The sequence below is a fragment of the Sporosarcina koreensis genome (genome assembly GCF_000826145.2).
GTDB lineage: Bacteria > Bacillota > Bacilli > Bacillales_A > Planococcaceae > Sporosarcina > Sporosarcina trichiuri.
This window is the reverse complement of the sequence record NZ_LN651337.1, coordinates 213,868-228,538: the sequence shown is the minus strand read 5'-3', so window position 1 is coordinate 228,538 and position 14,671 is coordinate 213,868. Positions and strand designations below refer to the sequence as shown.

At 56.7% G+C, this 14,671-nt stretch carries 13 protein-coding genes and 1 tRNA gene; 4 read left to right on the top strand and 10 right to left on the bottom strand.

Translation table 11 applies throughout. The annotated features are described in order from the left end of the window. Window positions 1-600: 600 nt before the first annotated feature. Complete coding sequence (locus tag BN1190_RS06825) at window positions 601-1,368, bottom strand: TrmH family RNA methyltransferase (protein WP_040286237.1); 768 nt, start codon at window positions 1,366-1,368, stop codon at window positions 601-603. 90 nt (window positions 1,369-1,458) lie between these two features. Here BN1190_RS06825 and sspI point away from each other — a divergent pair, with 90 nt between their 5' ends. Beyond that, on the top strand, window positions 1,459-1,674 hold the full coding sequence (sspI, locus tag BN1190_RS06820; protein WP_040286236.1) for a small acid-soluble spore protein SspI: 216 nt from the start codon (window positions 1,459-1,461) through the stop codon (window positions 1,672-1,674). Between the two features lie 47 nt (window positions 1,675-1,721). Here the strand turns inward: sspI and argF are convergent, their stop codons facing one another. The 3 genes from argF to BN1190_RS06805 form a co-directional block, all read right to left on the bottom strand. Further along, window positions 1,722-2,681, bottom strand: a complete 960-nt coding sequence (argF, locus tag BN1190_RS06815; RefSeq protein ID WP_244898687.1) for an ornithine carbamoyltransferase — start codon at window positions 2,679-2,681, stop codon at window positions 1,722-1,724. Between the two features lie 134 nt (window positions 2,682-2,815). Then, complete coding sequence (locus BN1190_RS06810) at window positions 2,816-3,904, bottom strand: M42 family metallopeptidase (protein WP_040286235.1); 1,089 nt, start codon at window positions 3,902-3,904, stop codon at window positions 2,816-2,818. Between the two features lie 77 nt (window positions 3,905-3,981). Next, entirely contained in the window at window positions 3,982-4,968 is a 987-nt protein-coding gene (locus BN1190_RS06805; RefSeq protein WP_040286234.1) for a diaminopimelate dehydrogenase, read from the bottom strand. A 206-nt stretch (window positions 4,969-5,174) separates the two neighbouring features. Here BN1190_RS06805 and BN1190_RS06800 point away from each other — a divergent pair, with 206 nt between their 5' ends. Beyond that, window positions 5,175-6,329: an MFS transporter gene (locus BN1190_RS06800; RefSeq protein ID WP_040286233.1), complete on the top strand. Its 1,155-nt coding sequence runs from the start codon at window positions 5,175-5,177 to the stop codon at window positions 6,327-6,329. Window positions 6,330-6,407: 78 nt separating this feature from the next. Here BN1190_RS06800 and recQ read toward each other — a convergent pair whose 3' ends face one another. The 4 genes from recQ to pssA form a co-directional block, all read right to left on the bottom strand. Then, complete coding sequence (gene recQ / locus BN1190_RS06795) at window positions 6,408-8,180, bottom strand: DNA helicase RecQ (RefSeq protein ID WP_040286232.1); 1,773 nt, start codon at window positions 8,178-8,180, stop codon at window positions 6,408-6,410. A 65-nt stretch (window positions 8,181-8,245) separates the two neighbouring features. Then, window positions 8,246-8,677 (bottom strand): hemerythrin domain-containing protein, encoded by a 432-nt coding sequence (locus BN1190_RS06790; protein WP_040286231.1) that lies wholly within the window; start codon window positions 8,675-8,677, stop codon window positions 8,246-8,248. 141 nt (window positions 8,678-8,818) lie between these two features. Next, window positions 8,819-8,909 (bottom strand) — tRNA-Ser (locus tag BN1190_RS06785). Window positions 8,910-9,005: 96 nt separating this feature from the next. Next, window positions 9,006-9,539, bottom strand: a complete 534-nt coding sequence (pssA, locus tag BN1190_RS06780; RefSeq protein WP_040286230.1) for a CDP-diacylglycerol--serine O-phosphatidyltransferase — start codon at window positions 9,537-9,539, stop codon at window positions 9,006-9,008. Window positions 9,540-9,584: 45 nt separating this feature from the next. On the opposite strand from pssA, the gene asd reads away from it, so the two are divergent. Next, entirely contained in the window at window positions 9,585-10,361 is a 777-nt protein-coding gene (asd, locus tag BN1190_RS06775) for an archaetidylserine decarboxylase (protein WP_040286229.1), read from the top strand. A 41-nt stretch (window positions 10,362-10,402) separates the two neighbouring features. Beyond that, window positions 10,403-10,888, top strand: a complete 486-nt coding sequence (locus tag BN1190_RS06770) for a DedA family protein (protein WP_040286228.1) — start codon at window positions 10,403-10,405, stop codon at window positions 10,886-10,888. Between the two features lie 331 nt (window positions 10,889-11,219). Here the strand turns inward: BN1190_RS06770 and cydC are convergent, their stop codons facing one another. Together cydC and cydD are read right to left on the bottom strand one after the other, a co-directional pair. Next, window positions 11,220-12,950 (bottom strand): thiol reductant ABC exporter subunit CydC, encoded by a 1,731-nt coding sequence (gene cydC / locus BN1190_RS06765; protein ID WP_040286227.1) that lies wholly within the window; start codon window positions 12,948-12,950, stop codon window positions 11,220-11,222. Next, window positions 12,947-14,671 carry a thiol reductant ABC exporter subunit CydD gene (gene cydD / locus BN1190_RS06760; RefSeq protein WP_040286226.1) on the bottom strand — a complete coding sequence of 575 codons (1,725 nt, stop codon included), beginning with the start codon at window positions 14,669-14,671 and terminating at the stop codon, window positions 12,947-12,949. The genes cydC and cydD overlap by 4 nt, the downstream gene beginning before the upstream one ends.

Here is a 14,671-nt window from a genome sequence, read left to right as displayed (position 1 = left end):
AGTGCAGGGAGGCGACTCCGGGGCAGCCTAAGACGCCGTGTCCTGCGGCAACGGCTGCAGGACCAACATCCTGTTGGCCCTGGATCAGCGGAAGCCGTTACAGCGAACGGCTTCTGCGAGCAAAAGCGAAGCGTTGTGAGCAAAGGATGCCTTAATTTCTGCCAAGTTCGCAGAAATACGGCAAAGCGAACCCTTCGCTGTTCGCTTGGCTTGATGCTCGCCCACCGGAAAGCGTCCTCCCGGAACGCAAATCAACACCGTTCACTCTCTGGTTTCATCCAAAATAAAAACCCCGCCCCTGGAAAAGGGACGAGGACGAAGTCGCGGTACCACCCTGATTATCATGCAGACTGGTGCATGATCACTCAACTTCGGAATAACGGTCCGGTGCCGTCGCGCCTTTTCCAGCTAGGCTGGTCCCGGCGGCCGCTCGCGGGGTGAACAGTAACAGTGTCGGCCGTCCGTACTTCCAGTCAAGGTGCGGACTCCCTGGCGCCGATGATGCTGTTGCCTCTTCCCGGTCAAGGCGTTTCGTGTCGTGAAGCTTGTATACCCCTCCAGTATAGCGGATTCCGTCCCGGACTTCAACAGCCGGCCGGCTCACCTGCGGGCATATGTGTACAGCAGGATGCCCGTGGCGACCGCGACGTTCAGCGACTCCGCGTCACCGTACAGCGGAATCTTGACGACCGGGTCCGCTTCGCCGAGATACTCAGGCGCGACACCGGCGCCTTCATTGCCGACGAGCAGCGCGAAGGCATCGGACACGTCGGCGTCATAATGGTCCTTCGCCTGGTCAAGACCCGTTCCGATCACACGGAGGCCGTTCTCTTTCGCCCGGCCGATCCATTCCGCCAGGTCGCCGCGGACGACGGGGATATGGAAATGCGATCCCTGCGCCGAGCGGACGGTCTTCGGATTATACGGATCGGCGCTCCCTTTTCCGAGGATGACGGCATCCATGCCCGCCGCGTCCGCTGTCCGGATCATCGTGCCGACGTTGCCCGGGTCCTGGACGGCATCGATCAGCAGAATCCGTTTCCAGGCATCATACTGTTCGTCGGATGCAAGCGGCTGCCTGCAGTGCGCAAAGATCCCCTGCGGGTGCTCGGTCTCCGAAACTTCAGCCGCTACGGGTTTCGTGATATCGACCCGTTTTGCATCCGGGATGTCCATGCCTGCGGGGAGTTCGACGTCTTCCCGTACCATGACATGCAGCACGGTATCCTTCTGTTTGAGTGCTTCTTCCACAAGATGGAACCCTTCCAGCACGAATTCTTCGGACCGGTCCCGTTCCTTCCGTGTCGTCACTAGTTTCTTCCAATGTTTTACAAGCGCGTTCTGCGGTGATTCGATTCGTTTCCCCATATCCAAAACTTCCTTTTTGTTTTTAGTGTATCAAAGACCGGCACGCTTGGCGATACTGAGAGCAAGGATACGGGAAAGGAGGCAGGTTGTATGGACTTTCAGATCAGGGATGCCATTTCCGCCAATATGACGGATAACAAAGCACAGGATATCAGAGGCGTCGTGGACGATGCTATCCAGCGCGGCGAAGAACATCTGCTGCCGGGACTCGGTGTGTTCTTCGAAAAATTGTGGCAGCGCGCAGATGACCAGGAAAAGATGAAGATCACCGGTGAGCTTGAGCAGGCATTCGCCGCCGGACAATGAAAAAAGACTGTCGCGCCGACTGGGGCGCTGACAGTCTTTTTCTGTTGTTATAACAAGGCGGCGAGCAGTGATTTCTGGGCGTGCATACGGTTGCCCGCCTGCTGGAACACGACCGAGTGGCTGCCGTCGATCACATCTGCGGACACTTCCAGCCCTCTGTGCGCCGGCAGGCAGTGCATGAAGGTGTAATCCGGTTTCGCATGCTTCGCCAGCTGTTCATCGATCTGATACCCTTCGAACGCTTTTAGGCGCGCTTCCTTCTCACTGTCCTCCCCCATGCTGACCCAAACATCGGTATAGAGGAAATCGGCATCCGCTGCTGCTTCTGCTGGATCGGTTGTCTGCGTGAACACAGCGCCGGCTTCCTTCGCCTCCTGTTCGACTTCCTGTGCGACGTCCGTATCCATTTCGTAGCCGGCAGGTGTCGCGATCGCCGTATCGATGCCCATCTTTGCACAGGCAAGCAGAAGGGAGTGCGCGACGTTATTGCCGTCCCCGATATACGCTGCCTTCAGACCGGCCAGTTTGCCTTTCACTTCGAGCATCGTCAGCAGATCCGCAAGCGCTTGGCATGGGTGGAACTTATCTGTGAGCCCATTGATGACCGGGATATCCGCATTCTCCGCAAATTCCTTCACCATGTCATGTGAATTTGCACGGATCATGACGGCATCCAAGTATTCCGAAAAAACTTTCGCAGTGTCTGCAATCGTTTCGCCGCGGCCGATTTGCAGGTCGTTCGGATTCATCATGAGTGAGTGTCCGCCAAGCTGGTTCATGCCGACATCGAACGAAATTCGTGTGCGTGTGGAATTCTTCTCGAACACCATGCCGAGCGTCTTGCCTGCAAGCGGCTGACTTCCCTTGCCTGCTTCGAAATCTTTCTTCATCTTGACGGCTTTGTCCAGCAAGTAATAGAGATCATCCGCAGTGAAATCGGTGACGGTCAAAAAGTCCATGCCTTTCAGTTTCTTCTCTGTGTATTTCATCTCCAATGGGCTTGTCATGATCGCATCATCCTCCATGTGTAAGATTCGTTGTTCCCAGTATAAGTATGAATAAATATAAAGTCAACTGTATTTTTATACATTCCTGTATATGAAAAAGACAGATCGCTCTCACAATCTGTCTCTTCCCTTTATTATTCAGCTGTAATCTTCATGACCGTATCTTTGTCGAGCTTTTTGATGACGGCCGTCAGCAATTTCACTGCATTCTCGTAGTCATCCCGGTGGAGCATCGCTGCATGGCTGTGGATGTAGCGGGTTGCGATCGTGATGGCGATCGACGGAACCCCATTGCCGCTCAAGTGGATGGAGCCTGCATCCGTGCCGCCGCCTGCGATGGCGTCGAACTGGTACGGGATTCCGTTCTCTTCGGCTGTATCGACGACGAAATCGCGCAGCCCTTTGTGTCCGACCATGGACGCATCATAGAGGATGATCTGCGGGCCGTCCCCCATTTTGGAAGCCGCCTCTTTGACGGATACCCCTGGTGTGTCGCCGGCAATGCCAACATCGACCGCAAAGCCGATATCGGGCTTGATTTTCGTGGCGGCCGTGCCTGCTCCGCGCAGGCCGACTTCCTCCTGTACCGCTCCGACGCTGAACAGCGTGTTCGGATGCCCTTCCTCTTTCAGCGCCTTCATGACGTCGATCGCGATGGCACAGCCGATCCGGTTATCCCATGCTTTTGCGAGCAGGTACTTCTCATTGTTCATGACTGTGAATTCGAAATACGGTACGACCATGTCCCCGGGAGCCACGCCCCACTCTGCCGCTTCCTCGCGCGAAGATGCACCGATATCGATGAACATATCCTTGATGTCGACCGGCTTCTTGCGCGCTTCCGGCGACAGGATATGCGGCGGCTTCGAACCGATCACGCCTGTGACCGTATCCCCTTTGCGCGTCACGATCGTTACACGCTGTGCGAGCATGACCTGCGACCACCAGCCGCCGACCGTCTGGAAGCTGAGGAACCCTTTTTCGTCGATCCGGGTGATCATGAAGCCGACTTCATCCAAGTGGCCTGCAACCATGATTTTCGGGCCGTCCGTCTCGCCTGTCTGCTTCGCGATCAGGGAACCGAGTCCGTCCTGGTCGATTTCATCGGCATACGGTTCGATATAGCGCTTCATGACGTCGCGCGGTTCACGTTCGTTGCCGCCGATCCCTTTTGCATCCGTTAAGTCTTTCAGCATTGTCAGTGTTTCATCCAGTTTCGCCAACTCTTTCGTCCCCCTAAGTAAAAAGATACTGCTAGTATAATACAAATTTTCATATAATCAAAGTTTGGTGTGTGCGCTTACAGCAATTCTTTCCGCAGCTGTGCCGGATCTTTCGGTGACAGCAGGCCGGGTGCGATATCGAATACCGTCTTCGCTCCGTGCTGGCCGCTCCTGGACAGCTTATGCGCTGCGCGTGCATAGGCGGTCAGGACACTCGACGTAAATTCCGGATTGCTGTCGAGCGTCAGGGAGTATTCCATCACCTGGCGGCTTCCGGCGCCGGTGTTTCCGCACCGGATGACGAATCCACCGTGCGGCATGGCGCTGTGTTCTGCCGCCAGCTCTTCCGCTGTGATAAAATGCACAGTCGTCGAGTAATCCGCGAAGTAATCGGGCATGGTGACGATCGCTTCCTCGACTTTCGCTGCATCGGCGCCTTCTTCAAGGACGACATAGCACTCCCGCGTATGCTTTTCGCCTGTCGTCAGTTCAGGCGCCCCGCCCGCCCGCACTTTTGCGATCGCTTCCTCCGATGGAATCGTATATTGTACAGCCTGCGAGACGCCTTCGACGCGGCGCACTGCATCGGAGTGTCCCTGGCTCAGCCCTTTGCCCCAGAACGTATACGTCGCCCCGTCTGCGAGCACCGTCTCCCCGTACAGACGGTTGATGGAGAACAGGCCGGGATCCCAGCCGACAGACAGGACAGCGGTCGTGCCGGCTGCCGATGCCGCGTCATCGAGTGCAGCGTAGTATTCCGGTATTTTGGCATGTGTGTCGTAACTGTCGACAGTCGTGAACCACTTGGCGAGTGCCGGGCCCTGTTCAGGCAGATCGGACCGCGACCCTCCGCAAAGGACCATGACATCGATCTTGTCGGCATATTGCTCGATTGCATCCATAGGATAGACAGGTACTTTATTGTTCACCGGCTCGATCGATGCCGCCGGCCGGCGTGTGAAGATTCCGGCACAAACCATATCCGGCTGCTGGGCAACTGCATGCGCCACGCCTTTTCCTAGATTGCCGTACCCTGCGATGCCGATGCGTATTGCGTTTACCATGACCTCATCCCCATCCCCTTTTTTATAATTCGTTATTTTACATCTTCTTCGGCCGGATTGCCATATTTTCTTCCGGCCGACCCTTCCCTCATCATTCCGTCACAATTCATCCACCTGCACGCCGGAGGAGGTCCCGTTCCGTTGAAATACATAGCGGGCATGCTAAAATGGACTGGATACATGATTATTTGAAACGAGGCGTTCGTATGCGTTTTTTTGTCTACCTGATCGTGTTCTTCTCCTTTTTCGATCTGTTTTCCCAGCTGCCGATCATGAGTCCGTTCGCGCTGTCCCTCGGCGCGACGACGTTCATCGCCGGCCTGGTCGTCGGTACATATTCGCTCGCAAATGTCTTCGGCAACATCTTTTCGGGATTCATCACCGATCGGCGCGGGCCGTTTCTGATCCTGCTGATCGGTCTGTTCATGAACGCGGTCTCCCTCAGCCTGTATTCGGCGGTGCATGCGCCGTGGCTGCTCGTTGCCATCCGGTTTGTCCATGGATTCACGAACGGTCTGATCATCCCGGCGGCGTTCACGTTCCTCGCAAACCGGGCGGAACCTGAAAAGCGCGGCAAGAGTACAGCAATTTCCGGGGCGTTCGTCGGCCTGGCCGCGATTGCCGGTCCCGCGTACAGCGGGATCATATCTTCAAAGATCACGACGCCCGGCATCATGCTCATCAACGGGGTCATCATGGTAATCCTGGCAGCATGCGCAATCGTCTTCCTGAGGACGTTTAAGCGCGGAAAGAAGCCATCAGCGAAGCCGGACAGCAAGGAAGTCCGGGGACTGTTCCGCAACAGGGGAATCCAGCGGGCCTTCGCAGGAGCATTCTTCCTCATGTTCTCGCAGGGGGTGCTTGCGCTCATCCTGCCGCTCAAAGTCGGGGCGCTCGGGTTCGAGACGAAAATGACCGGGATGCTGCTGAGCACGTTTGGCGTGGTCGCCATTCTCGTGTTCCTGCTGCCGATCAACCGGATCTTCGACCGTGTGCGTCCGATGATCACGCTGGCGTTCGGGATCTCGCTCATGGGCGTCAGCATGCTGCTGCTGAGCGGTGCGGATGATCTGGCCAGCCTGTTCGGCACGATGTCCGTCTATGGCGTCGGGTTCGCGTTCCTGTTCCCGTCCATCAACTCCCTGCTGATCGATTCCTCGAGTCCCGCGTCCCGCGGCCGGGCGTATGGCTATTTCTATGCGTTCTTCTCGATGGGTGTCGTGGCGGGCTCCTACGTCATCGGCGCGCTCGATCTCGAGTACCGCTCCGCGTTCATCGTTACGGGCATCGTGCTGCTGATCGTCGCTGTCTACACGATCTACGGCCTGATGCGTAAGCAGTCGTCCCCTGTCCGGCCCTGACTGGACCACATGCAAAAACCGCAAGCCCTGAGCTATTGAGCCAAGGCTTGCGGTTTTTGCATGCATTCACTTATACAGTCAGGCTTCCTGGAGACCGAACGACTCGATTTCTGTGATGAACACTTCGCCGTATGATTCGAGTTTGCTCTGGCCGACCCCGTTGACATCGAGGAATTCGTCCGCTGTCCGCGGTTTCTTTGCGGCCATGTCCTTCAGGGTCTTGTCCGAGAAGATGACGAATGGCGGAACGCCCGCTTCCTGGGCGAGTGTGCGGCGCAGCTGGCGCAGCCGCTCGAACAGCGGGTCATCTTCGGTCAGCTGTTTCGTCACGAACGATCCTTTCCGCCCGATCTTCTCTTTACCGAGAAGAACGTCTTTCCCCCGTTCCGCCACTTGGATGGTCGGGAACTGGCCGTTCTCGACGGACAGGCAGTTCGCCGAAATGAGGAACTCTATGAAATCCGCCACTTCTTTGGCATTCTTCCCTTTCATGAGTCCATATGTCGACAGTTCGTCGAACCGGAACTCGAGCAGTTTCTTGTTGCGGGAGCCTGTCAGCACCTGGGCGATCATCGTCTTGCCGAACCGCTGCCCCATACGGATGACGCAGGACAGCACTTTCTGGGCATCGAGTGTGACGTCGAGCTGCTCGCGGGTATCCGTACAGTTCGCACAGCGTCCGCACGGCGGCGGTTCCTGTTCGCCGAAGTAGGTGATGATGTACTGCTGGAGACAGTCCTCCGTATGGCAGTAGTCGATCATCCCCTGCAGTTTCTCGGTTTCTGAACGCATGCGCGACGGATCCTGCGACTGCTCGATCAGGAACCGCTGCGTCTGGATGTCCTGGGAGGCGAACAGCAGGATGCACTCGCTGTCGAGTCCGTCCCGCCCGGCACGCCCGGCTTCCTGGTAGTAGCTCTCCATGTTCTTCGGCATCTGGTAGTGGATGACGTAGCGGATATTGGATTTGTCGATTCCCATGCCGAACGCGTTCGTCGCCACCATGACGGATGCTTCGTCATTCAGGAACCGGTCCTGTTCGCGCTGCCGTTCATAATCGTCCATGCCGCCGTGGTATTTGGCGACCGCGACACCGCTGCGTGCGAGCTGATCGTGCACACTTTCGACCGCTTTCCGCGTTGCCGCGTAGATGATGCCGGCTTCGTCCTTGTTCTTGCTGACGTAGTCCTTGATGAACTTCTCGCGGTTCTCGCCTTTCACGACCGTGAACGTCAGGTTGCCCCTCTCGAAGCCGGTCAGCACCGTCTGTTCCTGCGGAATGCCGAGCTGTTCGCGGATGTCTTCCCGTACGGTCGGTGTCGCTGTTGCCGTGAGGGCAAGCAAGACCGGTTTTTCATCGAAACAATTAAGCACCCGGCTGATATTGCGGTAGCTCGGCCGGAAATCGTGTCCCCATTGCGAGATGCAGTGGGCTTCGTCGATGGCGATCATCGGCACTTTCATGCGGCCGAGCTCACGCATGAACGACTCGGATTCAAGCCGCTCAGGTGCGATGTACAGCAGTTTGTAGTGGCCGTCCCGCGCGTTCTCTAGCGTACCGAAGTATTCTTCCGTGGACAGTGTGCTGTTGATGTATGCAGCCGGGATGCCGAGCTGCCAGAGGGCATCCACCTGGTCTTTCATGAGTGAGATGAGTGGGGATATTACGAGGACCGTCCCTTCCATCAGCATGGCCGGCACTTGGTAGCACAGTGATTTACCGCCGCCGGTCGGCATGACACAAAGGGCGTCCGAGCCGTCCATGACGAGCTGGATGACCTGTTCCTGGCCTGCCCTGAACGAGGGGTAGCCGAATTTCTCTTCGAGTACGCCGAGCGCCTGCTCCATCATCCTATGACCTCCTTCCGTTCAAAACACGCCATTCATCGGACGAATGGCGTGCTGTCGACTGTCTGTCAGCTCCCGGGATTATTCTCCTCGAACAGCAGCCGCTCTTCTTCGCGGCTGTGCAGTTCATTGACGACGAGAAGCGCGTAGAATTTCTGCAGGACCGTCGGGCTGATCCCTTCCGTCTCCTTCAGCTGCTCGATATCCGCCACGACCAGGCGCATGATGTCATGATCGCGCGTCAGCTGGGTCACTGCCTTTTCGAGCGAAGGATCCTCTTCCTTGATTTCCAGATAGAACCCTTCCTCTTCCGCATCCGCATGGCTGATCACACGTGTCTTCCAATAATCGATCAGATCGTCCGCAGCGCGCTCCGCATTCTTCTGATCGCCCTGCTGGAGGAACTCGATCAGCATCTCCGTCTTGCCGACTGCGCCGGATAAGCCGCCTTCGTGGATCGCCCTGTGGGACTGCAGCTGTTTCAGTGCCGGACCTGCCATTGTCTCCACCCTTTCAATCGTATTGTCTAGTATTAGAATACCAGATACGGGCCCAGAAAGAAACGGACACGGCATACGGACGGCAGCCGGAAAAGCAGAAAACCGCCGGCTGCACAGAGCAGCGGCGGTTTTCGGTATGTATGGCGGAGACGAGAGGATTTGAACCCCCGCGGCGCTTGCACGCCCTAGCTGATTTCGAGTCAGCCCCCTTCAGCCTCTTGGGTACGTCTCCATCGGAACGAGATATAGTATATCACAAACAAAAAGCAGCCGACAATAAAAAAATCCCCGTTCCGCAAAATTTTCTGCGGCACAGGGAGACTGCTCCTTACATCTTCGCGATTTTCACGTTGCTCACCATCGCATAGGACAGAACGAGCATGGCAATGACGAAGTACGGAGCGCCGACGTACGGAATCGCGAAATAGAGAACGGTCAGGATGACACCTGCTGCCGTGATCGGGATGCCGCGGAACGAGCCGTCAAATTCCTCCACATTGTAGCGTGCAAGGCGGACTGCGCCGGCAGCGATGTAGATGATCGTCGCCGCGATGCCGACCCACAGCATGCCGGACAGTGCCGTGTGGTAGATCAGCAGGGCCGGTGCCACACCGAACGAAATGATGTCACTGAGCGAGTCCAGTTCTTTTCCGAATGCCGATTCCGTATGGAAGTGCCGGGCGGTCATGCCGTCGAACCTGTCGAACAGCGCCGCCAGGAAGATGAACACCAGGCTCATATGGGACAAATCCTTCGAAATGAGCAGAATCGCGATTGCGCCGAAACTTAAATTGATCAAAGTGATGGCATTCGCCAATTGTGCCTTCACTTTAGTATAATCAAAATATCTGAATGAAAACATATTGTGCCTCCTTGTATTCTATACTAGCTGAAGATGGTGAATCCTATGAAAAAAAGATTGCTGAAAAAATTTGTCGAACTGACCGGCAGCCCGGTTGCTTCCGCACTGCTGCGGCAAATTTCCGCCTCCCGCCTGAGCAGACCGCTGATTTCCGTCTATTCGAAAGCATATTGTATAGATGAAAGCGAAATCGAGCACCCGCGAACTTCCTACGGCAGCCTGCAGCACTATTTCACGCGCCGGCTGCGCACTGGTGCCAGACCGTTCGATCCGTCGCCGGAAGCACTCGTCTCACCTGCGGACGGCTTTCTGAGTTCGTTCGGCCGTGTTGAAGACGGGCACCAATTTACAATAAAAGGTCATACCTACAGTATAAATCAAATCTTCATGGATGAACAGAGGGCATCCCAATATAAAAACGGCTGGTATTTCGTCTTCTACCTGTCACCTGCGGATTACCATCATTTCCATTACCCCGCTGACGGCACTGTCACCAGCCGCTATGCACTCGGGACTGTTTCCTATCCGGTGAACGGCTTCGGGCTGACACACGGCGACCGGCCATTCGAGACAAATTACCGCCTGATCACTGAACTGTCTTCACAATTCGACAAACTGGCACTTGTCAAAGTGGGTGCTCTTAATGTAAACTCCGTACAGCTCTATTCATCTGACAAACAAGCGGTCAAAGGGGAAGATTTCGGATTCTTCTCATTCGGCTCGACGATTCTCCTGTTCACTGCAGGCGACTCCCCATTCACGCCGGCGGTCGGACATCCAGGCCCCGTCCGGACGGGCGAGACGATCGGATATTGGCAGTAAATGTGCGCTGATCAGCTTAGAAACGGCAAAAGAGGGATATCATGAGTTTGCTGCAAGACTATATTATCCAATACGGTTATTTCATTGTATTCGTGTTCCTGTCACTTGGTATCTTCGGTCTGCCGATGCCGGATGAAGTCGTCATCATCTTTACTGGTTACCTTTCTTCTTCCGGTCTGCTGAGCCTTGCAAGCGCCCTGCTGATTGCGATTGTCGGGGTGTTCATCGGCACGCTCGTCACGTATACGATCGGCAAGAAAATCGGACGGCCGATCATCGAACGGTTCGGGAAATGGATCGGATTATCCGAAAAGCGTGTCGGCCGGGTGGAACGCTGGTTCAGCCGGTACGGTTCCTGGACGGTTACACTCGGCTTCTTCGTCCCCGGCATGCGGCACTTCGTCTGCTGCTTCTCCGGCATCAGCGGCATGAACGTCCAGCGGTACATGCTGTTCTCTTCGCTTGGCACTGTCGTCTCCGGAATTCTCTGTGTTTCACTCGGCTACCTCTTCGGCTGGCCGTTCTGATAACTGTACAAAAGCCGCCCTGCAGATTCACTGAACCCAGCAGGCCGGCTTTTTTCATGTGCCGGGTAATCCGGATTCCTGTCCAGAAAGCGTCGCCCTGCTAAGCTGACGGCACAAATATTTTCATCCACCGGGCTCCCGCATAGCTCAGCTCGATAAATTCCATTGCTGGCACCCTGCTGCCCCTATCTGTTTAAATCGATGAACTGATTTTGTTCCCCACCCTCTTTCAAGTTCTATTATCGGCACACTCTCCTTTAATGAAAGTGCCGTATAAAACAAAAACTGCAGTACTCATCAGTCCTGATTGATGTGTACTGCAGCTGTTTCTTCATATACCTCTGTCCAGTTCAACGAGCCGGTGGTACCGCCCGGATTTCCTAAGCAGCTCCTCGTGTGTGCCTTCCTGTGCGATCCGCCCGTCTTCCAGGAAAATGATGCGGTCCATCAGTTCCATCCCCATCAGATGGTGGGTGATCCAGATGACCGTTTTTCCTTTCAGGCTGTCCAGCATCGTGCGGATCAGATTACGCTCTGTCTCGGGATCGAGGCCGACGGATGGTTCGTCCACGATGACGACCGGCGTATCATTCAGCAGAATGCGGGCGAGCGCGAGACGCTGGCGTTCCCCTCCCGAGAAGCGGCGGCCCGCTTCCTCGGTCTGTGTCTGCAGACCGTCCGGCAGACGGCGGATGTATTCCTCGAGACCGACCTGGCGGATGGCCGCGTCGAGTTCCTCAGCGGACGCATCCGGTTTACCGAGACGCAGATTGTTTTCGATCGTCGTGCCGAACAAGTATGGTTTCTGGTTCAGGACGCTGACGAGCTGGTGGATATGATCGCCGTAGGATGACGGCGGCTGTCCAGCGATTGCAATCGTCCCGGCATCAGGCTCCAAGGCACCGAGCAGCAGATTGAGAAACGTCGATTTCCCTGCACCGCTCTTCCCGAGTACAGCGATCCGTTCCCCTTGACCGATCGAGAGTGTCATATCGCTGAGCGCTTTCCTGGCACCTTCCTGATAGGAATAGGATGCCCCGCTGATCGAAATGCCGACCGGCCCAGCAGGCACCGGCAGCGGGTCTTCGGTCTCCCGTATCTGACTTGCGGTCTCTTCCGTGAAACGGAGACGGGTGAACGCCTCTTCATAAGCCGGAATCCGCTCCATAGCATTCGAAATCGGAATAAGCGCCTCGATGATCGGCAGTGTCACCAGTGTGAATGCAGCGATATAGACAGGTGTGATCACGCCGTCCGCCGCCTGGATCCCCGCCCAGATACCGACAACCACGGTGATGATACCGGAAAACAGCTGGAGCTGCAGCGTCCTTGCCTGGTCTTTGCGCGTGATGTCCAGATCCGTAGAGTAGCTCGCATCCCGTTCAGCCCCGAACTTCTCAAGGAAGTCGGCGGAACGGCTGCTGATCAGCCAGTCCCGGATGCCGTACACCGCATCACCGAGTGTATGGTACAGCCGCGTATGCTGCTGTTTCGACCGCTGCATGTGCCGCTTGCGGATACGCAGCGAGTACAGCGGATAGACGAAGACGAACACGCTGAGGCACAGGCCGATGAACAGGCCGAACTTCCAGTCGAAGACGGACAGCGAGACCGTTGCGAACAGGAACAGGACCAGTCCGCTGACGACAGGAAAGATCGTCCGGATGTAGACGTCCTGCAAGTGCTCGATATCATCCGCAAGCGTACCGAGCAGATCGCCGCGCTTGAAGCGCGAGCGGATGAACAGCGCTTGCGGCTCGAGTGCCCGGTACAAGCGGATCCGCATGTCGGACAGCACTTTCAGCACCGCATTGTGGCCGGTCATGCGCTCCGCATAACTGAAGACGGCCCGGGACAGTCCGAACGCCCGGACCAGCACGATCGGCACATAGACAAGCAGTATCGTCTCCGGCCGTTCGGATGACCGGGAAATGAGATAGCCTGACACGAAAATCAAGAGCGAAGCGGACAGCAGGGACAGGAAAGCCAGCAGGACGGACGACGACATCAGTTTCCAGTACTTCTTCACATACGGGGTCACGAATCCGGTGACGTGGTTCATGCAATCATCCCTTCCCGCTGTGCGGCCGCAAGCTTGCTGTAGACACCATTTTGCGCTAGCAGCTCTTCATGCGTCCCCTGTTCAGCGATTTGTCCGTCCTCCATCACAAGGATCCAGTCCATCTCCTTCATCCAGTGCAGCCGGTGTGTCGCAAAGAACACGAGCCGGTCCTCGAGCAGCGGCAGCAGCAGCTGCTTCACTTCGTGTTCCGTCTCAATATCCAGATGCGCGGTCGGCTCATCGAGCAGGAGCACATCCGATTCGTCAAGGAGTGCCCTTGCAATGGCGACCCGCTGCTCTTCGCCGCCCGACAGCGGCCGGCCGCCCTGACCGATCATCTCCCCGTATCCGCCCGGCAGCTCGGCAGCCAGAGCGGACAGCCCTGCCTTCCGTGCCGCCTCTTCCACTTCCGCATCACTGGCCTGCGGATGATAGAAGCGGATGTTACCGGCGAGGGTGTCGGAAAAGATCGTCGGATGCTGCGGGATATAGGTCACCTGGCTGCGCCACGAAGGATGCTTCAGGGAAGCACTCTCCACCGTACCCACCCGGAACAGTCCTGAATCGGGTGAAGTGAAGCCCGCAAGCATATCGATGAGCGTGGACTTCCCCGATCCGGAGGCGCCGACGATCCCGACCTTCTGTTTACCGGTTATCGAAAAACTCAGATCCCGTGTGATTTCAAGACCATGGTCACCGATTCTGCCGATATGCTCGGCGGTGAATCGTTCAGCCGCCGACCCGGCTGGCAGTTCCGGACCGGTCTCCGTTGCGGCAGCCGCACTGTCTGCGAGCAGCCGGCGGATTTCCGCAGCTGCATCCTTCCCGTCCATCGTCGCATGGAAATCGCTGCCGAGATCACGGACCGGCTGGAAATACTCGGGCGCCAGGATCAGGATGAACAGCGCAGCTTCCAAGCCGATGCCGCCGTTGATGAGGCGCAGTCCGAGCTCGACCGCGACGAGTGCGACGGACAGGCTTGAGAAGAAGTCGAGCGCGAACGACGACAAGAACGCATACCGGAGGGACCGGTTGGTCGCAATGCGGTATTTGTCGCTCACCTCTGCGATATTGCGCTCATGCGATTTGCTCCGTCCGAGGAACTTCAGTGTCTCGATCCCCTGGATGGAATCCGCGAAATGGGTGGACAGCTGCCGGTAGGTGCCCATCTGATCGTCGACTTTCTTCTGTGTCAGCATGCCGATCAGGATCATGAACACGACGAGGATCGGCATGACAATCAGAAGGGTCACACCCGACATGATGTCGGCAGTGAAGATGTAGATCAGGATGACGAGCGGCGTGACCCCCATCGCCACCGAACGGGGGATGAACAGCTCGACGTATTTCCGGAATTTCGGGACCCCTTCCAATGTCAGTGTCAGCAGGGAACCGGTGCCCTGTCTTGCAACCATGCCTGTGCCGTCCTTCATCAGTGCGTCCGTCAGCTGATCCTGATAGGAACGCGCGATGCGGTCGGCAAAGCGGAATGCAATCCGCTCCTTCGCCCATTGTAGGAAGTGGCGGACTGCGTGAGCAGCGAGAAACAGCGCGAACGACCCAGCGGCCCCTTTCCACTCAGCCCCCTGGAACAGGCGGGTGATGGCTGAAGACAGGGATAGTGCCTGCACGATGATGGCTGCCGCCTGCAAGACGGTCAGCACACCTGTCAGGAAAAACACTTTCCTGCCGCCGCTGAACCGCAGAAGGTCCCGGTCCAT